This is a genomic window from Streptomyces sp. NBC_01077 (assembly GCF_045162855.1).
GTDB lineage: Bacteria > Actinomycetota > Actinomycetes > Streptomycetales > Streptomycetaceae > Streptomyces.
The window spans coordinates 9369211-9389436 of sequence record NZ_CP108669.1 but is presented as its reverse complement, the minus strand read 5'-3'; the positions used below and the strand labels follow the sequence as shown (position 1 = coordinate 9389436).

The 20226-nt window shown below is 67.5% G+C and carries 18 protein-coding genes and 5 pseudogenes; 10 read left to right on the top strand and 13 right to left on the bottom strand.

Going from position 1 to position 20226, the window contains the following annotated elements; all coding sequences use genetic code 11:
* The first annotated feature begins 201 nt into the window (after positions 1-201).
* Positions 202-822: a DUF6233 domain-containing protein gene (locus OG462_RS42095; protein ID WP_406066229.1), complete on the top strand. Its 621-nt coding sequence runs from the start codon at positions 202-204 to the stop codon at positions 820-822.
* Between the two features lie 265 nt (positions 823-1087).
* Here OG462_RS42095 and OG462_RS42090 read toward each other — a convergent pair whose 3' ends face one another.
* The 3 genes and pseudogenes from OG462_RS42090 to OG462_RS42080 all read right to left on the bottom strand — a co-directional run bounded on the left by OG462_RS42090 (position 1088) and on the right by OG462_RS42080 (position 2178).
* Positions 1088-1222, bottom strand: a complete 135-nt coding sequence (locus tag OG462_RS42090; protein WP_406054136.1) for a hypothetical protein — start codon at positions 1220-1222, stop codon at positions 1088-1090.
* A gap of 118 nt (positions 1223-1340) precedes the next feature.
* Positions 1341-1557: pseudogene (locus OG462_RS42085) on the bottom strand (M20 family peptidase); the annotation flags it as partial.
* Between the two features lie 246 nt (positions 1558-1803).
* Positions 1804-2178 (bottom strand): hypothetical protein, encoded by a 375-nt coding sequence (locus OG462_RS42080; protein ID WP_406054138.1) that lies wholly within the window; start codon positions 2176-2178, stop codon positions 1804-1806.
* A gap of 1151 nt (positions 2179-3329) precedes the next feature.
* On the opposite strand from OG462_RS42080, the pseudogene OG462_RS42075 reads away from it, so the two are divergent.
* Positions 3330-4100: pseudogene (locus OG462_RS42075) on the top strand (transposase).
* A gap of 66 nt (positions 4101-4166) precedes the next feature.
* Here OG462_RS42075 and OG462_RS42070 read toward each other — a convergent pair.
* On the bottom strand, positions 4167-4598 hold the full coding sequence (locus OG462_RS42070; RefSeq protein ID WP_406054140.1) for a VOC family protein: 432 nt from the start codon (positions 4596-4598) through the stop codon (positions 4167-4169).
* Positions 4599-5912: 1314 nt separating this feature from the next.
* Here OG462_RS42070 and OG462_RS42065 point away from each other — a divergent pair.
* The 4 genes from OG462_RS42065 (at position 5913) to OG462_RS42050 (ending at position 8344) form a co-directional block, all read left to right on the top strand.
* Positions 5913-6596 (top strand): HNH endonuclease family protein, encoded by a 684-nt coding sequence (locus OG462_RS42065; protein ID WP_406054142.1) that lies wholly within the window; start codon positions 5913-5915, stop codon positions 6594-6596.
* Between the two features lie 611 nt (positions 6597-7207).
* Positions 7208-7417, top strand: a complete 210-nt coding sequence (locus OG462_RS42060) for a hypothetical protein (RefSeq protein ID WP_406054144.1) — start codon at positions 7208-7210, stop codon at positions 7415-7417.
* A 171-nt stretch (positions 7418-7588) separates the two neighbouring features.
* Positions 7589-7777, top strand: a complete 189-nt coding sequence (locus tag OG462_RS42055; RefSeq protein WP_406066331.1) for a Ku protein — start codon at positions 7589-7591, stop codon at positions 7775-7777.
* A gap of 375 nt (positions 7778-8152) precedes the next feature.
* Positions 8153-8344, top strand: coding sequence for a hypothetical protein (locus tag OG462_RS42050; RefSeq protein ID WP_406054146.1), 192 nt, complete (start codon positions 8153-8155; stop codon positions 8342-8344).
* A 19-nt stretch (positions 8345-8363) separates the two neighbouring features.
* On the opposite strand, the gene OG462_RS42045 is transcribed toward OG462_RS42050, so the two are convergent.
* Complete coding sequence (locus tag OG462_RS42045) at positions 8364-8531, bottom strand: DUF6233 domain-containing protein (RefSeq protein ID WP_406054148.1); 168 nt, start codon at positions 8529-8531, stop codon at positions 8364-8366.
* Positions 8532-9199: 668 nt separating this feature from the next.
* Positions 9200-9442 carry a transposase gene (locus OG462_RS42040; RefSeq protein WP_406054150.1) on the bottom strand — a complete coding sequence of 81 codons (243 nt, stop codon included), beginning with the start codon at positions 9440-9442 and terminating at the stop codon, positions 9200-9202.
* Between the two features lie 79 nt (positions 9443-9521).
* Here OG462_RS42040 and OG462_RS42035 point away from each other — a divergent pair, with 79 nt between their 5' ends.
* Positions 9522-9707 (top strand): hypothetical protein, encoded by a 186-nt coding sequence (locus OG462_RS42035; protein WP_406054152.1) that lies wholly within the window; start codon positions 9522-9524, stop codon positions 9705-9707.
* A 111-nt stretch (positions 9708-9818) separates the two neighbouring features.
* Here the strand turns inward: OG462_RS42035 and OG462_RS42030 are convergent, their stop codons facing one another.
* Together OG462_RS42030 and OG462_RS42025 are read right to left on the bottom strand one after the other, a co-directional pair.
* Positions 9819-10964, bottom strand: coding sequence for a DUF5954 family protein (locus OG462_RS42030; protein ID WP_406054154.1), 1146 nt, complete (start codon positions 10962-10964; stop codon positions 9819-9821).
* Positions 10965-11316: 352 nt separating this feature from the next.
* A pseudogene (locus tag OG462_RS42025) lies at positions 11317-11655 on the bottom strand (transposase); the annotation flags it as partial.
* A 384-nt stretch (positions 11656-12039) separates the two neighbouring features.
* Between OG462_RS42025 and OG462_RS42020 the strand changes: the two are divergent.
* Complete coding sequence (locus tag OG462_RS42020; RefSeq protein WP_406054156.1) at positions 12040-12669, top strand: hypothetical protein; 630 nt, start codon at positions 12040-12042, stop codon at positions 12667-12669.
* Between the two features lie 912 nt (positions 12670-13581).
* Here OG462_RS42020 and istB read toward each other — a convergent pair.
* The 4 genes from istB to OG462_RS42000 form a co-directional block, all read right to left on the bottom strand.
* Positions 13582-14268: an IS21-like element helper ATPase IstB gene (istB, locus tag OG462_RS42015; RefSeq protein WP_406054158.1), complete on the bottom strand. Its 687-nt coding sequence runs from the start codon at positions 14266-14268 to the stop codon at positions 13582-13584.
* Positions 14265-15893: an IS21 family transposase gene (gene istA / locus OG462_RS42010; RefSeq protein ID WP_406066333.1), complete on the bottom strand. Its 1629-nt coding sequence runs from the start codon at positions 15891-15893 to the stop codon at positions 14265-14267. Before istA ends, istB begins: the two co-directional genes overlap by 4 nt.
* 135 nt (positions 15894-16028) lie before the next feature.
* Positions 16029-16334, bottom strand: a complete 306-nt coding sequence (locus OG462_RS42005; protein WP_406054160.1) for a DUF4157 domain-containing protein — start codon at positions 16332-16334, stop codon at positions 16029-16031.
* A gap of 253 nt (positions 16335-16587) precedes the next feature.
* Entirely contained in the window at positions 16588-17097 is a 510-nt protein-coding gene (locus OG462_RS42000) for a MarR family winged helix-turn-helix transcriptional regulator (protein ID WP_406054162.1), read from the bottom strand.
* 11 nt (positions 17098-17108) lie between these two features.
* On the opposite strand from OG462_RS42000, the pseudogene OG462_RS41995 reads away from it, so the two are divergent.
* A pseudogene (locus tag OG462_RS41995) lies at positions 17109-17931 on the top strand (IS5 family transposase).
* A pseudogene (locus OG462_RS41990) lies at positions 17898-18538 on the top strand (transposase family protein); the annotation flags it as partial. The pseudogenes OG462_RS41995 and OG462_RS41990, both read left to right, overlap by 34 nt.
* 110 nt (positions 18539-18648) lie before the next feature.
* On the opposite strand, the gene OG462_RS41985 reads toward OG462_RS41990, so the two are convergent.
* The gene (locus tag OG462_RS41985; protein ID WP_406066335.1) at positions 18649-19062 is read right to left on the bottom strand and encodes a peptidase inhibitor family I36 protein; all 414 of its coding nucleotides are present in this window, start codon (positions 19060-19062) and stop codon (positions 18649-18651) included.
* Positions 19063-20226: the final 1164 nt, after the last annotated feature.

The following is a 20226-nucleotide window of genomic DNA, read 5'->3' as shown; positions in this document are numbered from 1 at the left end:
CTCCCGGTGATACACGTCATGGCCTACGCCAGGAAGGGGCGGATCGTGCTTCCCGCTGATGCAGGTGCGGCTCCCCGGACACACCCGTGACTGTTTCGCGTCAGGACACTGCGCGGAAAGGCCATTGATATTGCCGGCTCAGCTGGGCCTGGTTCCTGAGGGGCGGTTCGCCGCTGCTCTTCCGTGGTCAGGGGGCGGGACATGAGACGCGACACGGATCGTCATCTCGCGGGTGACGCTGCATATCCCGCAGTACGGCACGCACCGATATGCGCCTTCGTTCGCCAAGGGGTCACTGCTGCGATGCCACCTGCGGCGGCAAAAGACAAGAAGGGAGGGCTCATGGAGTCAGGAGATGCTGGACACCGCACGCCACCGATCACTGTCATACTCCCCGACGGCCAGGAAGTCCGCGCACGGCTGCACGCCCGCCGCCGGCAGGAGAACGGCTGGCAGTACCAGGTCGGAATCCTGATATGGCGGAACAGCCCAAACGGCGCCGCCGAGCCTGCCGAGCACCGTGCCTGGGTGAGCCCCGCACACGCACGCCCCCTGCCAGACGTGTCCTACCAGCACGTCCCCACCAGGACAGACAACGCCCTGCCCCACCGGCGCCAGCCCGCCTGGACCATCCAGCACCTCCCCCACCGCCCCGGGCACCCAAGCGCCACCCTCATCCACGTCATCGGCTGCACACCCAGCGACCACACCCTCGACCGGGAACAGGCACTGGCCGCACTCAACCAACCCCGCGCAGCAGCATGCAGAGAATGCGCAGCAGCCACATCCCTCACCCCCGGAAACCAACAGACCGCGCCTTGAGCCCAGCAGCACCCGCCTTGTCCAGTCTGGGAATCGCCTTTGGGGTAGGCCTCGGCCAGCACTTCCGAATCCTCAGCAATCAGTCGAGAGTGATTGACCGGAACGCCGTCCTGCTGCGCACGGTGCACTACGTCCCCGGCCCCGCTCGGCCGAGCGAGTTCAACCAGCAGTTACCCCTCCGCAGCATCGGCTTCGCGGACAGCAAGGCTCACCCACAACTCCAGGCAGCGGATTGGGCTGCGGGGGCGACAAGGCGCTGAGCTGATCAGCCCTCGAAGTAGCTGTCCTTGTCGCTGTCGTTGAACGTCTGGCGCTGGAGGGTGGCCTCGGCGATGTCTTGGGCATTGGCCTCGGCCGCGAAGCGGACGGCGGGCACGGTGGTCTCGGTCTGCTCGGCCATGGCCGGCCTGCTTGGGTTCAGGGGTTGTTCCTGCGCGGTGCATGCACATGAGACCGGCTGCGGACTGCCCTCTGCAGAGCAAGGCCTGGTGACTTTCCGGGGCAAAGGCAGGGAGCGGTCAGCCGGCGTGCAGCAGACCGGCCACAGCCTGCTGGTGGATGGCGTAGACAGCCGGGAGTTCGCCAGGGAGGCGCGCTCGTCGATGCCGTGCAGGCCCTCGTAGGGGACGCCGAATCCGGCCGTGGCGGGGATGCCGTGACCGCGAGGAGGTTCCCGATGTTCGACGGGCCAGCGGTCTTAGCCCGTACATCGAGCCCCGCCGCCCGGGCTGCGGACTGCGGGTGCCGATTACAACGTGGCCGCCGGGACGGGCGAAGGGCGCAGCATCCTTGAGTGCCTGGATCGGCTGCCATGGCACCGGGCAGCACGTTCAGGACGGACATCGAGGTGACCAGGTCAAAGCCGGTCCTCTCGGGTCCGGGCCAGCCGAAACCGTCGTGTGGGCCGAATCCTTCAGCGTCCAGGTTTGTCGAGGGGTAATGCGCGACGTCATGCCTCGGCCGCAGCCGTGGTCCAGAACACTACTGGCGCCCAGAGGCTGGGTGAGGTGCCCGGTCAACGCCCGGGATGCCGGAGTGGGGGCCTGGCGGCCCGGTCTCGGCGGCGGTCTGGATCTGCGAGCGGAAGTCAGGGCCGTACCAGCGCTCGACGAAGCCGGTGATCACTCCACTCGGGATGACCAGCGGCAGGGTCCGCAGCCGCTCGACGCCGACGGCCTTGGCGGCGATCTCGCGCACCGGCAGGTTCGTCAGCAGGGCCAGGCCCTCGCGGTGCCCTTCGAGGAAGTCGTACCCGGGGGCAACCTGTCCGGCGGCGGCTTCGGCTGCGAGCCCGCCGCCGGGCAGGTCGGCCTGGCTGGAATCCAGGCGCTTCCAAGAAGTCCCGGGTCCGCACATGCACGGCCTTCAACTCGATCTCTCGCTCCATCAGCTGCGGGGCCACCCTCTCCCACGCCAGGCGCCGTCACACTGCCACCGGCGGAAGGGGGCCACAGACCCGGTTCCACTGTCCGCACTCGACCGGGATCTCCCGCCATGGAACGCCGCTCCGGACCCGAAACCGCAGGCGAAAGGGGCGTCCGGAGCCGGAAGGAGGCCCATCTGCCCGCGGACCGCGGGCGCCAGCGCCGCGGCTCCAGTCGGACGCGAGGGCTCGGGACCGGTGAGCCGTGGCGCCTCGAGACCGCCGTACACGATTGGTACGGAAGAATTCTCGAGCCGGGTATCCGTCTCATTTGCGGCAGGAGATGATTCTGCATGCACGGCCGTCTCCTGCCGCGGAACAGCTCCCTGGGCTCTGCAGAGATACAGCCAGTCCGCTACACCATTGTTCTGAATACAGCCCCAGACGGGCGTTCGCTGATTTCATGACCTTAAAGTGAAGCCAATGACTGAACCCGGATCATCAAGGGAATACCCGGAGGAGGCCGCAGGCCAATCACACGCTACCACAGCGAGGAGTCCGTCAAGCGGCAGCTCCCCGTTGTGTCGCAGAGGGAAAGTTCGCAACCGGTTTCACAGACAGTTACATTGCCGCCGCACTCGCCCGCGCCAGTGTGATTCTCGCTCTTGACCATCTGCAGCAGATTTAGAAATTCCATCTCAAACCCTTTCCGGCTCTTCAAGGTGAGGGAAATCTTGCACCTACGGCTATCCTTGGTCCTGAGCAATAGATACCTATCAGTATGGCCGGAATTCGGTGGGGTGACGACCGTCACCCCACCGCTGTGACCGCTGCCCCCCAGCGCAGGTCAGCCATCCTGGCGCCGTTGCCGCGCTGCTAGAGGTGTGGCCGTCTGAGAGGTCGTTCTTTTTTCGATATTTCATCCCGGGATGGGCTGTTCTGTAGCTTTCTTCGGTTCGTGCCGATCACGGCTTCGGAGCGGGTGGGCAGGGTTTCATGGTCGCGAGCCAGGTGGCGGTGGAGCATGGGCCAGCCGTAGGTCCGCGGCCGGCAACGGCCGGGGCAACGGGCAGGCGCGCCGGTGAAGGCCCTGCGCGAGCTGTTGCTGGCGCGTCCCGTAAGTCGCCCTGCAATGATCTTGATCGTGTCAGGTGTGATCACGGCGTCGGAACCGGCCTGGATAGCCCCGTTTACCGGCTGCGCCCGCGCGTCTTCGGCAAGTTGGTGACCGCGCTTCGCCGCGAGGGCGCCGGCTCCCCGGGCCAGGGGCGGCCGTGGGGTCTGCCGCTGGAGGTCCGGGTGCTGCTGCTGGTCGCTTACTGGCGCACGAACCTGACGATGCGCCAACTCGCCCCTTTGTTTGGCATCTCGAAGTCGGCGGCCGACCGCATCATCGACCAGCTCGGTCCGCTCATCGCATTCCAGCCTCGGCGCCGGTTCGCCAAGGACACCGTGCTGGTAGTCGACGGCACCCTGGAGCCTACCTACCCGGCTCCACAACATCGCTGAACAGTCGAAGAACTACCGGTACTCCACCAGCCACCAGGTCGTCATTGACGCGGATACCCGCCTGGTCGTTGTGGTCGTTGAGCCTTTGCCCGGCAATCGCAACGACTGCCGGGCATGGGAGGAGTCTGGCGCGAAGGCCGCCGTGGGCAGGAACCTCACGATGGCCGACGGCGGCTATCCGAGCACCGGCCTCCTCATGCCCCACCGCCGCACCCCGGGCGAAGAGTTGCCGGGCTGGAAGCGCGAGCACAATCGCTCGCACAAACAGGTCCGGGCCCGCGTCGAGCACGTCTTCGCCCGCATCAAGACCTGGAAGATCCTCCGCGACTGCCGTCTCAAGGGCGACGGGGTCCGACACGCCATGCTCGGCATCGCCCGACTGCACGACCTCGCTCTCACGGGATAGCTTCTGCCGCATACGAGACCTGAGAGGCCCCGGGAGACGGCCCCCACTCGCAGTCTCGGAGGAGAATCAGGCGAGGCAGAACTCGTTGCCCTCGACGTCCTGCATCGTGATGCACGACTCGTTGACACCATCGGCGCGCTGCGTCAGCACGTGTTTCGCGCCGAGCGCCATCAGCCGTGCACATTCGGACTCGAGTGTGGCCAGGCGCTCGTCACCCACGAGCCCTGTGCCGACCCGCACATCAAGATGCACCCGGTTCTTGACGACCTTGCCTTCGGGAACTCGCTGGAAGAGCACGCGCGGGCCCACACCCGAGGGATCAGCGCACGCGAAGTAGACCTCGTCCTCAGGCGGCAGCGAGTGGTGGTACTCCTCCCACGTGGCAAAGCCCTCCGGGACTGTCGGTACGACGTACCCCAGCACCTCGCACCAGAAGGCGGCGAGGCGCGCAGGTTCCGCGCAGTCGAAGGTCACTTGGAACTGCTTGATCGTTGACATCGGCGCACGATAACAGGGGCCCTGCTCATCTCCCCAGGCGGGTGGATCCACACGTTGCGGGAGGACGGCCCCTGCCATCCGCTGCTGTGTCGTGCGGTCACAGGGGTGAACCGAGGTCGGCGCCTCTCCCAAAGGGTGGGACCCAGGATCCGATCTCAGCCGACCACTCTCGTGCCAAAGATCAGTTACGGGACAGCCCTTGGGCGACATGCGGGGACCATCCCCGAGCGAGCACCAGAGGCTGCACCGATCCCGTCCCCGTACCGCAGAGGGCAACCGTGCAGGGAGCAGTGTTCACCCCTGGCACGGCGGATCGGCGGCAGGGCGTCATCACCCAGGCGCGGGGAGCAGCCCTCTGCCCCTCCCGTGGCGCGGGCGGGTTGGGGCCATCCCCGCAGGTGCGGGGAGCAGTGGGCCGGGCCGCGACCCGCGGTTCTCCCATCTCGTCCTTATCGTTGACGCGCTCGGCGTCCCCCTCGCGGAGCTGGTGCGGTAGCCCCGGCCGGGCGTGGGGGAACGGATCGGACCGGGGCGGCGTGCCCTGCCCGTCCGTGGTCCGCGCTGACCACGGACGGCCAGGAGCTCAGGCGCGCTGACTCAAGTGGTTGAAGTAGGTCGCACGGTCCACGCGGACGCCGCCGATGTGCGGGACGGAAGGCGCGGGTGCCGGGTGCGGTAGCAGTCGGGATGACCGCGGGGATGCCAGTAGGCGGCCGGCCGGGCGTGATCGCCGATATCCTCGGCCGGGCCTGTGATGGTCTTGTCGCAGTAGCCGCAGATCTTGCTCATCGCTTCGTCTCTTTGTGGCACTGGCAGTCGCACCGTTTCGCGTGCACCCTCGACGACCCCGTTGACGCGGCGCTCGTCGAGGGTGCACCACAATCAGCAGCTGGGCCGCGGTGTCGGGGCCGATGCCGTAGGCGGCCCCGCAGGCCCGGGTTGTGGGCGCTGGCCACACCGTCGAGTGCGGCCGTCAGTTCGTCGTGTTCGGCGGTCAGGGCCTGGACCCGCCTGGCCAGGCAAGACACCGGAGCCCCGGTGCGGTCGAGTTCTCGCAGGACCTGGATGGCCTTGGCGCGTGATCTCTGGGAATGAGCGCGCCCTCCCGGTGCAACGTGCGGCGGCTTCCCGGGCGGGCTTCACCCTCATCGTCCGCTCATACGGCTGCGGCCGCGCGCCGGGGAGCCGGGGGCGGCGGACCGGTATCGCGCCCGGGTGCGGGATCGATTCTGTGGTGAACGTGCTCCCCCACACGGCTGACGGAGACTCTCATCACGCAGCGGCACAAGGCGCTGGACCGATATCCCTGTGTTCGTGATCAAGAACATGGTCCGCGGCGCTGCCGCGCTCTCTCTTGCCCTGACCCCGCTCGCTCTTCCCTCGTCGGCCACCGCCGCCCCGGCCGCGCCTGCGGAAGCCGCGGTCCTGAACCTCGTTGATGCCATCGGGCAGATCCCGCTCGCCGGCGAATCCCGTACCGGGTACAACCGCGAGAGCTTCAGGCACTGGAACCGAGGCCTGGACCTGACCGACGGCTGCAACACCCGCAACGAGGTCCTCCTCGCCGAAGCCATCGAAGTGCCGAATGCGGCAGCCGGCTGCAAGCTGTCGGGCGGCCTGTGGATTTCGTATTACGACGGCCAGGAGGTCAACGACGCCGCCAAGCTCGACATCGACCACATGGTCCCGCTCGCCGAGGCCTGGGATTCGGGCGCCAGTTCGTGGACGGCCGGGCGGCGGGAGGCGTACGCGAACGACCAGGACGCCGCCACGTCCCTGGTCGCGGTCACCGCCAGGTCGAACCGGTCCAAGAGCGACCAGGACCCGGCCGAGTGGATGCCGCCGCTCCCCGACGCGCACTGCCGGTATGTCTCCGAGTGGGTCGCCACCAAGCTGCGCTGGGGCCTCGCCGCCGACCAGGCCGAGGCCGACGCGCTGCAGCTATACGCCGAAGGCCCCTGCGAGACCACCGTCGTCCACTACACCCCCGCCCCATAACCTCCCGGGGAACGTACTTGCGCCCCCACACCGGGGATCGCTGGTGTGGGGACGCACAGGGAGACCTACCAACGACCAGTCGGCCCGACCTCCCCACGGACAACGGTAGGGGCCCGCGGCTGCGTAGGCCCGGCCTTGTCCCTCGCAGGGGCGGTGTTGCCACGCGGATCAGCTACAGCCGCACGTCCCGGCTGACGACGCTGTTGACGCGGGGCTCAGCCCGCCTACGCGCCGGCGCAGGCGGTGGCGATGACCGTGAGAGTGCTGGTGGGGGTGCCAATCATGATGACCGCGGTGACATGACCGAAGGCGACGGTGCGGATGATGCCGTCGTCTTCCCCGCACGGCTCGGAGTGGCCGACCGGGTATTCCTGTGCGTCAACGAGGCAGACGGCGAGGTCCTGGCGGGCCTTGCCGGGCAGCTGCTTGTACGTGTCGAAGACGTCGGCGGGGAAGCTGACCCGGCCGGTTCACGCAGCGCCCCGGCCCGACCCGCGGTCGCTGCGGTGGCACCGCTCTGCGCCGTTCACCCGTTGGGCGTGATTGCCGCTGTGCCCCGGGGGAAGGGGTTCCGGCTGTCAGCAGGTCGATCCTGAAGCGGAGGCAGGAACGTGGCTTGGACGTGGCGCTTGGAGACGGCCGATGGAACGGAGACGTCACCGGCGGTAGAGCCGGAGGAGTTCACGACGCAGGGCGACGCCGAGTCGTGGATCGGTGAAGTGTGGAAGGAGCTCCTCGACGGCGGTGCCGAGAAGGTGACGCTGTTCCAGGACGACACCCAGATCTACGTGATGAGCCTGCGCGCGGCAGCCGGGGCATAGATCCTCGGGCTGGAAGCCGCTGGCCAGAGAGCAGCTGCGCGGGGCGCCGTCCTCACCGGGGTGGCGGCCCGCGCAGCTGCGCTCACTCCCGCCGGGATCTCCTCCGACGGCCTGTCCGCCGCGTCACTCATAGCCGCCACCGATCCCGTGAGCTGAGCTGACTCGCGCTTGGTGCAGAGAAAGTACCTGACCGCCGACGGACCGGTGGCTGCGAAGCCGTACGTGCTGCTCCGCAAGGCGCTCGAGCGCAACGGGAAGGTCGCCGCCGCCACGTTCGCCCTCCGCGGCCGCGAACGACTCGGCCTGCTCCGCCCCCTCGGCGACGCCCTGCTCCTGTCCGGCCTGCACTGGGGGAGATGAGATCCGCTCCTCCGAGGGGATCACCCCGCCCGAGACCGAGCTGACCGACCTGGACGTAACCGACCACTGCACGGAGGCGCTCCACGAGGTCATCGAGGCGAAGGCCGAGCACCGGGCCCCGAAGCCCGCCGAGGGCGAGGAGGAGCCGGCCGCGCCGGTCGTCGACCTCATGGCCGCGCTGGAGAAGTCCGTCGCCGACGCCCGCGAACACCGCGGCGAGACCGCCGACGGGGGCGAGTGACCGTGCACGAGATGCCCCGCGAAGCCGAAGAAGGCCCCCGCCAGGAAGACCGCGGCGAAGAGGACGACCCGCCGCAAGACTGCCTGACCCGTTCGGATCGTGTCCTTGGGGCGCCGCCAGAGGTTGATCGCCCTGTGGAGACTGAAGAGCCTGTGATCGGTGACTACCCAGACGCGGACGAGCCCCGCCTGCCCCTGCTGACCGCGGCAGAGGCCCGGGACGCGGTCGGGTACATGCGGCTGCTGGAGACGCTCGACCTCACATCCCGCGGGCAGGCCGCCGGCCAGCTCGCCGTGAACCTGGCCCGACGGCTCCCCACGGACTAGACACCCCGGCGCCGGAACGTCAGTCGAGGATGCCGGGTTCGGAGTCGGGCCGGCAGATTTCGCACGCCCGCCTCCCGCCGTCGGTCAGTGCCCGGCGAGCCTCCTCGCGGCTGATGGGTTTGCGGGGGCGTGCGGCAAGCTGGCAGCCGCCGATATGGACCGCTGTCCCGCGGCCGGCCGCCCTCACGCAGGAATGACACTATCTCCGGGCCTCTCCGCTCTCCGGGCCTCGCCCGGAGCCATAGCCCGCTGCTGTCGCCGCCACGACAAGCACGGCGACTGGCGCGCTGCCGCCCAGCGCAACCTCTTCAACCGCCCCGGACAGAGGTTCCACTGCCTCCATCGGCGCGAACTGTCCGATGAGAACACCGCATGCCCAATCGCCTTGGCCGCAGCAGCTTGACGGCCTGGAGCCGTCAGGTGTCTTCCCCGGCCTCGAGCGCGCACGCACCTGCCGGCGACACCAGTAAGTCATTCCGACAGGAATTCTAAGTACTCGGTACTCAAGTTTATCGACTCCGCCGTGATGAATGCTGGCAATACAGGCGATGTTGATCATTGCGATAGCTACGCATGGCAACCTGGAAATGACTAGAGAGAGACGGTAAGCGTGTCTACTATTTACCTGCAGATGCTCGGTGCAGATGGTAACGGCAGCTCTGCGCAATGCAACGGGGAAGTGACATGTTCCGGAACCGATACCGAAGATACTGGTTGCGGTGAACATTCAGGCTGCGCCAACTCGGGCGGTGACGCCGGGCCCGAGTACTTCGCCCATCACGGATTCATAAATTAATACAGACGAGCTGGTGCGTAACTGCGGTTGAATTGCACGGCCCTGAGCTGGTGGTTTTGTCAGGCAGTTATGGTGCGGTCGGAGACGAGGCCGGCGCTGGCCCGGCAGGTGCCGGGCAGGTCTCGCATCGGTGTGTCCAGCCGGTCATGCTTCCAGCGCTTGTGATCGGCGCGCGCGTGCTCAACGGTGATGCGCTTCGACGAGTGCCGGTGCCCGGCCTCTTCTCTGGCTGCCTGCACGCGCGGGAAGGCGATCTTGTTCGGCTTTCTGGGGGGCGTGATCGCCTGGCCGGGTGGTCGCATCTGAGGCCAGGGTATCCGCCGTCCAGGAGCACTTCCACGTCCGGGAAGTGCTGGAAGCAGACAGCGATGCCTTCATTGCGTGCACCGTCACACCGAACGCACCCTCATCGGCCCGTCACGCGAACCCTACGGGGCCGAACGCCGCAAGGTCGCTCACGTCCGCGACTACGTCGAACACCACGAAGCCGTTCGCAAGCGGATCACACCGGCTTGGGAACTCAAGCCCCTCCCGACAGACATCTCCGACCGCACCGCAGGGCTCTGACAGAGGCACAGGGATCCGGCACCCGCGGAGCCATCCGCATGGCGCTGGGACAACTCCTCGTCTGCCGCCGCCACATTCCCGGGCCTCCCGACCGCAGGCAGGTCAGCACGTTCACGAGGCGGCTTCGTCCGGCGCGCGATCGTCGAAGTGGACGCTGCCGTGCTCGTCGAGGCGCGGGTGGATGGCCTGGGGGGCGTGGGTGTTGATGTCGGAGGGGCGAGGGCTTTCCGGCCCGTCGGGGCCCCAGCGCAGCAGGCGGCGGACCCGGCCGATCCGGGAGCCGGTGCCATGGACTTCGACCTGGTTGAGCCGGCCGGTTCGGAGGCGGTCCGCGGCGTCGGCGAACACCGCCAGCTCGGCGACGGCTGGGTGGGTGTTCTCGGCAACGAGGGTGTGCGCGTCGATGTCTGGCTCGGCGTCGTCAGGGATCAGGCCGCGCGTGCGTGGTTCCATCCAGGTCAGGGCGAAGGCCAGGGTTCGACGTGCGTCGTGGGCGGTGGCCTGCAGGCCGCTGCCCGGTGTCCAGGGCTCGTTGCCGGACCGTTCGACGATCAGAAACGCCGCGGGCAAGAGCAGGAAGTCGGGGTGGCTCTCCAGCGCCTCTGCGGAGTCGTGCAGTACGGGGCCGGGGAACCGGGTGCCGGTGTAGGCCAGGGAGCGCAAGGACAGGCGCTCCGCCGCCTCAAGTGGGGTGAGAGGTGCGTCGGGGTCCAGGACGAGGCCTGCGTCGACCCGCGGGCTGCGGGCGCCGGCGCCAGGGCTCCAGTCGGGGGTCAAGGGCTCGGGGTCGGTGGGCCGTGGCGTCTCGATGCCGCCGTGCTCGTCCATGGCCGCGTACTCCTCGGCCCGCACCACACGGTAGCGGGCGCCGCGCAAAGTGAGCTCGTCGACGTACTCGTTCTCCAGCCGGGCGACCGCCCCCAGCAGTGCACACCGTTCAGCCGGGCTCTTCGCCTCGTCCTTCGCCCTGAACCAGAGCAGGGAGTTCAGCGCGTCGCGGACCTGCTGCGGACAACCGTGGGTGACTTCGACGATCACCCGCCAGCGTTGGCCGTCGCCCTTGCTCTGACTGGCGACACCGAACAGCGGGACTCGCACCGCAAGGGCGCTGTGGCGCGCAGCCGCTTCGCGGGCGTCGGCCTCCATCGCGGCCTCTACCGGCTCCACCGGAACCCTCACCACCACCGGCCACCCGCCAGGTCCCGCCCCCTCTTCCTCCGGCGGCCGCGGCCGCCGGTGCCAGTAGACGCTGTCCATGCACTCCAGGTTCGCCTTCGCGGGCGTGCGGCGCAGCTGTGGCTCTCCCTCCAAGAGGGCCGACCCGTGCAGCCGAGGGCCTACGCGCTTGCTGAATCAGCCTGGCATCCCCGTAGAAGCCCTCGAAACCAAGACGCCAGAGCGCCTGTGGCACTTTCGTTTCGATGGGTTCTGGCAGGAGAGGCCATCGAAAGGGGGCGTGGGGAACAAGGCGTGATCCTGGCGGAGGCCAGCGTCACCCCTCGGCGTGAAGCTTTCCCGGCCCTCGTGAAGCTGGGAGTCGTCCGAGCCCCGCTGCATCACGTCATGGCGAGTGCCGCCGGGGGCTGAGCCGAGCCGACAGCTGCCGGCTCGCGGCGTCCGGCCGCAGCCACGGACTGGCGTCGACGGCCAGCACCACACGGCCGTCCGCGGCCTTCGGCAACGGCAGCCCGGCGAGAGACCGTCGCAGCCGCGACGCATCAAGACGGCCCCGGTTGAGAGCGCCGTAGAGGGCCCCGTGCCCACGACGGTGCTCGGGAGCGAGCGCGAGATCAACCAAAGTCCGGACCGGGCCGTCACTGCACAGCAGCGCGTCCGTCAGCTCGAACAAGGTGTCCGCCCGCCCGGTCATCGACGCGTACAGCTCCGCCCGGAAGCGTGACAGCAACGCGAACGCCTCACACTCCGGCTCCCCACCCGGCACACTCATCCGTACGGCCTCCGGCTGCTTCACGTGCGCTCCTTGGTCGGATGCACAGAATCAGGCGGATGCCGCCCTCACGGCCGGCGAATCCCCAGGTGAACGCCCAAGTACGATCCGCCGTTCGAGGCCGCGAGTTAAACGACAAGTTTCAGATCTTGTTCGGATTCCGCGCCCGCGATCAGCAACCCAAGGGTGGGCTCGAGCGAGTTGCAGGCGGTGCATGTTGCTTCCGCGTCGTCCCGGTACCGTTACTTAAATGCCGGGAGGGCTTTTGCCTGGCGTGCAGCGGTTCGGCGCATCAGCCTCTGTATGCCGCCGAGGAGACGTACGCTGCACAGCGGGCGATCTGTTGCCCTTTCCACCCGCCCCCTCATCACGTAGGAGCCTTTCGTGACCTCCTTGAGCGCCGCCGTTCACGGCATCGATGCGACAACTTCCGCACTGCAGAAAGAACTTCCCCTGCTGGAGCAGCTTCAGCAGGACCTCGAAAAGGAACTGGCCGCAGTCTCCGAGCGCGTGCTCTCGGTCCGTACAGCGCTGACGGCCTTGCTGGCCCTGGCCGAGACGCCCGCACCACGCGCCGTGCAGGAGGCGGAGCCGGCTCCAGCGGAGAGCGAAGCCGCAGTCGAGACTTCCGAGGTGGTGGCAGCGACGCAGGATTCTGGTGCGGTCCCCGCGCCGCGAAAGGCCGCCAAGTCGCGCTCCGCCGGTGGGCGGAAGACCGCGTCCAGCACGAGCGGGGATGAGGGGCGTCCCTCGACGAAGGAGCATCGCGCCACGGCTGCGGCGCAGGAGGCAGTATCTGCGGCTCAAGAATCCGGCGGCCTCACCGAGCAGGTGGCAGCCGTCCTCTCGCAGTCGCCGAGCAGCCCGATGCGTGCGCGTGACGTCGCGCAGGCGCTCGGCCGCGATTCCTCTACGAGTGCCGTCAACACCGTCCGCAGCACACTCGACCGGCTCGTCGCCACCTCGCGGGCTTCCCGCGCCGGCCGTGGCCTCTACCAGGCTCCCGCCAGCTGACTCCGGGACGGCTGGACGCGGGAAGCCCGCGGAGCGGCCATCCGAGCCGGCCGCCGGTCCGCCCTGCGGGCTCCCTTCGGCTGCCCCACAGCAGCCCACCACCACCCAGCACATACAGCGCCGGAACGACGGGGAGACGGACCAGAGAACCGGAACCACCAGGACACCGGCCCCGATTCGACAGCTCATTCGAGCCCGACTGAAACTCGTAACGCTGCCAGCACGAGGCGACCGGACTTCCCACCGTGTTCATGCTGGTCAGCCCTACTTCCATCGATACACCGCGCGATGCGCCGGCCCGGTCGTTTGGCCTGCTTCCGCATGTTCACCTCCCTCCGGAAAACTCCAATTGGCAGGCACGCCCCATCCTCAGACCGGGACGCCCCACGTTTACCTCACACCAGGGTGCGGGTTGCGGAACATGGAGCGCACGATGGCGATCCCTGGCGAATAGTCGCCAGCCGTACGACAGGGGGCTACTGTCAACTCAGCCGAGAACGTGGGGCGTAGATGTGACGAGACTCCCCGACATCCGACTTGCAGACCTGCTCGGCCTGGCCGGCGGTCGACGGGAGAGCTCGGGCGCTGGTAGCGCTGTTCGCTGAGCTCTTTCATTCTGGCCACTGATCGGGTGACGGCGGCTGGGCGCGCAACGCACGAGGCCCCCGCGCCGGTGAGGGAGGTTTTCGAAGTTTCAACCCATCGGCGCAGGAGCCTCGTTGGTTCCCTATCATGCCGAACTCGACCTCCCGCATGCTCTGGTCCCGCGGGCGCCGAGAGCAAGATTTCAGGGCGAGCATCTTCGGAACATCCCCACGCGGTCGGGGAGTATCAGCCGGGCTCGGCGAGGGGCGGGGTCGCGGGAACACCCCCGCGCGGGTGGAGAGCAGTCCCGGGATGGGATGGCTTTATTCACGGGTTGCGGGTCTGGCTCAAGGTCTTGGTCCAGCCGCCGAACGACTCGTTCGAGGCGATCGCGACGCTGTTCTTCTCCTCCCGCTCGGTCAAAACCTGGAACAGCAGTTCGGCGCCGTGGCGGTCCAGCTCCATATAGCCCAGCTCGTCGATGCAGAGAAGATCGACGCGGCCGTAGCGCGCGATGGTCTTGTTGAGCTGCTTCTCATCAGCGGCCTCGACCAGCTCGTTCACCAGCTTCGTGGCGAGGGTGTAGCGGACGCGGTAGCCCTTCATCGCGGCCTCGGTGCCCAGGGCAATGAGCATGTGGGACTTGCCGGTGCCGGAATCCCCGATCAGACAGAGCGGCTGACTCTTCTTGATCCACTCGCAGCTGGCAAGAGTGTGGATCGTGGCCGCGTCGATGTTCGGGTTGGCGTCGAAGTCGAAGGCCCGCAGGGACTTCTCCCGCGGGAAGCCGGCCGCCTTGATCCGCCGTTCCGAGCGGCGCCGTGCCCGGTCGTCGCATTCGGCCATCAGCAGCTCGGCGAGGAAGCCGCGGTAGGTCATCTGGTCCTTCATCGCCCGGTCGGCGATCTCGTTAAACTCATTTCTGATCGATGGCAGCCGCAGCATGCGACAGGCGGTGTCAATGGCGGCGTCGGCGGCCTGCTCGGTCAAGCCTCGCTGGCGGGGCAGGGTCACTGCGCTCCCTCTCGGTGGTCTGCGCCGCTGATGCGACGATGTCGGAGCAACTGGTCATAGGGGGTCACCGATGGCAGCGGCCGGGTGTCCGGAGGGAGATGAGACAGCTTCCACTCGTGCAGAGACGTCACGTTCGCCGACGAGTTGGCGGGCGATGGCCGGCTTGCCGGGTCGGTTTCGGTCTCGGCTTGGGCGGCCTTGCGGGCCTCCAGCGCGACGGCATCAGCGGTCATCGCCCCCGCCGGCAGGGCCGCAGCCAGTCCTGCGACGACGTACTCGTGCGGCAGGTGCCGACCAAGGAGCAGGACCTCGATCAACGCGCGGGTGCCGTCCCGCTCGCCGTGGATCTTCTGAGCCTGAGCCCACCAAGCGTCGTGGACCGGGGTGAATTTGCCTGCCGAGCGGGCCTGTTCGAGGGCGGTGGAACCGGGAAACGCGCCGGGCTTGCGGACCAGGACCTCCAGGTAGTGATCCAGCTCCAGGCGGACGGCGCCCTTGGCGATGAGTCTCTCGTGCCTGGCCACTTCCACGTTCTGGTCATAAACCACCAGGTGAGAAGCATGCAGGACGACGCGCACCCGCTTGCCGATCAGCCGGATCGGCACCGAGTAGCGGTTGGTGCGGACGGGAATCTGGCCATAGCGGTCCACCCTCGGCGTGAACAGCCGGCCCGTCTCGAATGGCTCCTCGGGCAGGGGCATCAACAGCGGCTGTTCGAGCGCGAAGCACTCGGCGACAGTCTTGGACCGGGCACCGATGCGGCGTGCGTCGTCCTGCCGGTCCCACTGCTCGACCATTTCGTTCAGCTCGGCGAGCGAGGACACTTCGGGGACGGGAACGAAGTGGTTGCGGCGGAAGTAGCCGATCTGGCCTTCGACACCGCCCTTCTCGTGGGCGCCGTCGATACCGGGCTGGCAGTAGAAGCTCTCGATACCGAAATGCGACCTGAACGCAATCCACCGGTCAGCCTCGACCCTTGCCCGGCTCAGCCCAAGCACCCTTGCGACGGCGGCCTTGAGGTTGTCGTAGCGCACCTTGCTCCGCGGGACGCCGCCCAGTGTCCGAAGCGCGTGGACGTGACCTTCGAAGAATGCTTCCTGACCGCAGGAGGCGAACACCCGGTGGACGGCCTTGCCCGAATACGACAGCCGGAAGGAGAACAAATAGCAGGTCACCAGCTCGCCTGCCAGCCGCACCGTCACGTCACCGAAGTCGACTTCCGCCTCGTGACCGGGCTGGTGGGTCTGCGGGACGAACGCCTCCAGCGGTGCCTTGCCGGACGCGACCAGAATCTCCGGCTTCCGGCCGGCGACGTAGTAGCGGACCATCCCGTAGGAGACGTCCGCCCCATGTTCCTCGACCAGCCGGTGGAAGATCCGCGTGACGGTATGACGCTGCTTGCGTGGCGCATCCAGGTCCGTCCGGAGGATCTCGTCGATCACCGGCTTGTACGGATCCAGCCCGCTCGCCCGGGGCGGCAGCTTCTTGCGCGGCTCCGGCCAGGCCGAGTCCAGTGCCTTCCGCACCGTCCGCCACGTCACGCCGTGCTTGCGCTCAAGCTCCCGCATCGACATGCCGCCGCGGTGGTCACGCCGGATCGCCGCGTACAGCTCGACCCTCGACATCCGCGGCATGACCAGCACCTTTCACCAGGAGCATCCCGATGCTGCCCTGGCAAGAACCCCGGCGCCTCCCAAACTCGTCAACACCACCCATCCGTGTATCGAGGCGCCTCCCGAACTCATCGACAAGCGACGTCGCTACTGCTCGACAAAGCCAGCGGCCGACGCCCGGGCCGCCGAGTTGTCGTGGATACGCACTCCGGAGAAATCCGCACCGAACTTCGCCTCCATATCGGTACGAGTCGAGTCGTCCAGGGGCCGGCCGGCGGTGGCCAGCACGTCATGGACTGCGGAGCGTTGCACCGGCTCGCCGTGGACAGCGGATCGCTGCACCGGCTCCGGTGCCTCGACCCCCGGCCCGGCTTGATGGCTGCAGCCGGGGCCGTGCTGCTGGTGGGCGGGCTGGGCCCAGGGGTGACCGATCTGGCTGAGCAGCTGGACCATGGCCGCGTTTCCAGCGGTGCGCTGGATGTTCAGAGCGTCGGACGGAGGCAGGGGTGCTCGGGCCGCCACCTGCCGTTCGGCACCGGAGGTTTTGGGGCTGTGTTCCTGAGACATACGAGGGAGCGCCTTTCATGGAAGTGGGCTGAAGCCATCCATGACAGAAGTCCCGGTACGCGCAGAAGGACAGAAAGGGCGGAGGGCAGGGCAGCCTTCGCTGCCCGGAGCACCTTGCCGGGCCGTCCCGACACGAGCGTCAGGAACTGCGGTCCAGCATCCGGGTCAGGACCTCGCGCTGTAGGGGCAGCACCTCGGCATGAGGCGCCAGCCCCTTCTCCGTGAGTTTCACCTGGACTCCGCGCCGGTCCTCGGCACACATCCCCCGCAGAACCAGGCCGTCCTTCTCCAGGCGCGCCACCGTCCGGGACAGCGCGCTCTTGCTGAGATGGACCCGCCCGGCGAGCTCCTGCACACGCCAGGAGGCCGGGCCGTCCTCGGCCGCGCCCTCGGCGAGGACGTCGAGGACCTCGAAGTCGCTGGCGCCGAACCCGTGCGGATGGAGGGCCCGGCGCAGAACGTCGAGTGGGATGTCGACCTCGACGCCAAGACCGGCGGAATCCTGAAGGACGCGCGGGACAACGAACCCGGCGGAGCTCCGGCTAGACGCCCACGCCCAGGGGCGGCCCCCGCGATGGGGCCGCCCTTTCCATCTCCGGAGCGGGCCTGGCCGACTGGTCGCGTTCGTGCAGAGAGGGTCGGGTTCCATCAGGGCCATGCATGGCCGGAGAGCTCGGTCGTGACGTTGCCATCCTGGTCAATGCGGGTGACGGAGCAGTGGTCGATGTAGCCACGCGGACCGGTGTCCCATGGCGGGATCTGCCGTGTGAGTACGGACCCTGGCAGACCGTTTACGGACTGTTCCGCAGGTGGCAGCGGCAGGGTGTGTGGTCCCGGCTGCTGACGTTGTTGCCGGGCCCACCAGCACGCGGCCGGTGCCCGCCGCAACGGCGCCGGGCAGAAGGAACCGCCCGGCGGGTTCAGCCAAGAGCCGGACGACCACGGGCTGGGCAGGTCCCGGGGCGGGTTCACCACGAAGATCCACCTGGCATGCGAACAGGGACAGAAGCCGTTGGCGCTGCTGGTCACGGCTGGCCAACGGGGCGACAGCCCGCAGTTCGAGCCGGTCCTCGAAGCCATCCGAGTGCCCAAGCCCGGCCGTGGGCGCCCCAGACGCAAACCCCTGCGAGTGCGGGGAGACAAGGCATACTCCTCGCGCGCCAACCGTGCCTACCTGCGCAGACGCGGGAGCCGGTGCACGATCCCCGAGCCGGCCGACCAGATCCGCAACCGCAAGCGCCGCGGCCGCGATGGTGGCCGCCCGCCGGCCTTCGACTGGCAGGATTACAAGGCGCGTCACGCGGTCGAGTGCGGAATTAGCCGGCTCAAGCAGCATCGGTCGGTGGCGACTCGTTTCGACAAGCTGGCCGTCCGCTTCGAGGCCACTGTCCAGATCGCCGCGATCCATCCCGCCGGGCCGTGCCATCCTGACCACCGGCATTCACACACCGCCGTCGTATCGGCGCCCGATGGCGGCGCCTGAGCGCGGGGCGGCAGGCCCTGCTCGCTCTCGCCCATCTCCGCAACGGTCATCCGTACGCCCAGATCGCGGCCGGGTTCGGGATCGGCACCACCACCGCCTACCGCTGCATCGCCGAGGCCGTCGATGTCCTGGCCGCCCTCGCCCCGGCCCTCGCCGAAGCGGTCCGGGCGGCGTCGCCGAAGCTGCACGATGCGGCCGGTCGGCAGCAGCGTCCCGTCCAGCAGGACGAACGCGGGTCGTCGCCGATCCTTTCGGCCGGCTGCTGTGGGCGTCTCCCGCTCTGCCCGGGGCTGTCCATGACGTCAGCGCGGCCCGCGAGCACGGTGTCATCGACGCTCTCGCAGGGGTCGGCATTGTCTGCCGGGCCGACAAGGGATACCGAGGAGCCGGGGGTACGGTCCGTGTTCCCTGCCGCGGCCGGCGGGAGACGCTGTCCGCAGGCCAGCAGGCCGTCAACCGGTCCCACGCGAAGATCCGGGCCCTGGCCGGGCAAGCCGTCGCCACCCTCAAGTCCTGGCGTCTCCTCCGCAAGCTCCGCTGCTCGACCACCCGCATCACGAACGTTGTCCAGGCTGTCCTCACCCTGCATCTGGCCAGCTCAGAGTGAAGATGGAAAAGGCTCAACGTGACAATGCCCCGTCACGCCTTCGGTGAGGAATCGAGGCCAAGCATTGGAAATTACCTCGTCGGGAAAACCTCACCATTCTGGAGGAAGCCCTACGCGTGGGAGCTGATCACGTTATCGGCCCATCCCAAAGAGTGGTAGGCGGGGCAAATTCCACTCACACACCCCGAACCTACAGCGCGGTGCTGAACCGAAGGGCCGCCGAGGCCGGTGTTAGCATACATTCGCACTTCGTAGACCGTATTGTTCGCACTACTGCTGGCGTTATTGTTGACCGAGGTGGCCGTATTGACGAAATAGTAATTATTGTAGTTATTGTAAGGGCCGGACCCCTCTAGGAAATCCATTACACCGCCAGAGTAGTAAGTGTTCCTGTATAGACAGAACTCGTCTGCAGTGCAATTTCCATTTTCCCATCCGTCCGACGAGATTGCACTACTGTTCGTCGCGGTTGCCCCAAGAATGGCAGACACTGCAAGAAGGGTGGCAGCGACTTGTTTAATCATGAACAGCACTTCCCTTGTATTTCGCGAAGATAATATTCTCTTGGTGTGCCCGGTCAACCTGTCGTGCGGATCTTCCGGATGCCCCACACTGAGCTTCTTCAGACTGCCCACCGATCCGGTGGCGAGCTGAGGGTCTTTGCGTAGGTCAGACCCCTGATCCAACTTGACTGAAGCCCAGACCGAGGAGACTCGCTGAACATATAGCTCGGAATTTCAGTGGTCAACGAGTACTCTCTACTCGATCAATCGCGAGTAGATACTGCAAGTAACTCTCTACGCCTACTCTGCTGTGTCTTGCTGCTCAGTTTCTCCGAGAATTGGCGAGAAGGGTACTAGCACGCTGTTTTGGGTGTGATACCTTGAGGACAGGAGGCCTATTCACGGGGCTTCACCAGCCTTTCCTGTAGAAGGCGAGGGCGGTGACGGCCTTGGCGAAGCGGGTGAGGGGGGCGCGTGGCGAAGATCGTTCGAGTCCTTCAGGTGAGCGATGACCCGTTCGACCGCGGCCCGGAGGCGTTGCCAGAGCGGTTGGCCACTTTGTCTCCTGTAGATCGTTCCTCACCCGGCGGCTTGCGCCGTGGGGTCAGCATTCCAGAGCCGACGTAGCCCAGATCGCCGATGCCCCCCGTTCGGCGAAGGCCTCGGGGAAAGAGGACCCGCGCCAGGCGTGCATGTCGCGGCGGAAGCCCGGGGCCTCCGAGGACGAGGGCCACGGAGAGGACCAAAAGGAACAGGCGCATGGGAGGTTCAACGACCAGAGCCGCTTGGAGTCCTTGAGGGCGTCCCACGATTTCTTGCCAGGTATCCCGTCGGCCGCGGTGTCGCTGTGGCCGAGCTTCTGCTGCCTGCAGCACCTGAAGCCCCCGCCTGTGCAGCTCGACTAAAGCCTGTCCCGTATAAGGGCGTGAGCTGGGAGTTTGCCTGACAGTACGGTCGTTTGGTGGAGTCGAACAGGATGAGCGAGTGCGTGTCACATGAAGGCGGGGTGCGCCCTGACTGCCCGGCCGGGCGCAGTCTTGAGCAAGTAGTCGCCTCGTGCCATCTGTACGGCTCAGAGGCTCCGTCCGGCCCGCTGGACGTGTGGCTGATCGACAGCGAAGCGGTCGCCACGCGCATCACGACCGGTTCGGACTGGTGCCTGGTCTTGGAGACGTCAGCCCCCTT

What these genes read in the sequence shown, in the direction of transcription:
- OG462_RS42095 (WP_406066229.1), top strand. Translation starts at nt 202, where the DNA reads ATGAGACGCGACACGGATCGTCATCTCGCGGGTGACGCTGCATATCCC.
- OG462_RS42090 (WP_406054136.1), bottom strand. Translation starts at nt 1,222, where the DNA reads ATGGCCGAGCAGACCGAGACCACCGTGCCCGCCGTCCGCTTCGCGGCC.
- OG462_RS42080 (WP_406054138.1), bottom strand. Translation starts at nt 2,178, where the DNA reads ATGTGCGGACCCGGGACTTCTTGGAAGCGCCTGGATTCCAGCCAGGCC.
- OG462_RS42070 (WP_406054140.1), bottom strand. Translation starts at nt 4,598, where the DNA reads ATGTCAACGATCAAGCAGTTCCAAGTGACCTTCGACTGCGCGGAACCT.
- OG462_RS42040 (WP_406054150.1), bottom strand. Translation starts at nt 9,442, where the DNA reads ATGCGACCACCCGGCCAGGCGATCACGCCCCCCAGAAAGCCGAACAAG.
- OG462_RS42030 (WP_406054154.1), bottom strand. Translation starts at nt 10,964, where the DNA reads ATGGACAGCGTCTACTGGCACCGGCGGCCGCGGCCGCCGGAGGAAGAG.
- istA (WP_406066333.1), bottom strand. Translation starts at nt 15,893, where the DNA reads ATGTCGAGGGTCGAGCTGTACGCGGCGATCCGGCGTGACCACCGCGGC.
- OG462_RS42005 (WP_406054160.1), bottom strand. Translation starts at nt 16,334, where the DNA reads ATGGTCCAGCTGCTCAGCCAGATCGGTCACCCCTGGGCCCAGCCCGCC.
- OG462_RS42000 (WP_406054162.1), bottom strand. Translation starts at nt 17,097, where the DNA reads ATGGAACCCGACCCTCTCTGCACGAACGCGACCAGTCGGCCAGGCCCG.
- OG462_RS41985 (WP_406066335.1), bottom strand. Translation starts at nt 19,062, where the DNA reads ATGATTAAACAAGTCGCTGCCACCCTTCTTGCAGTGTCTGCCATTCTT.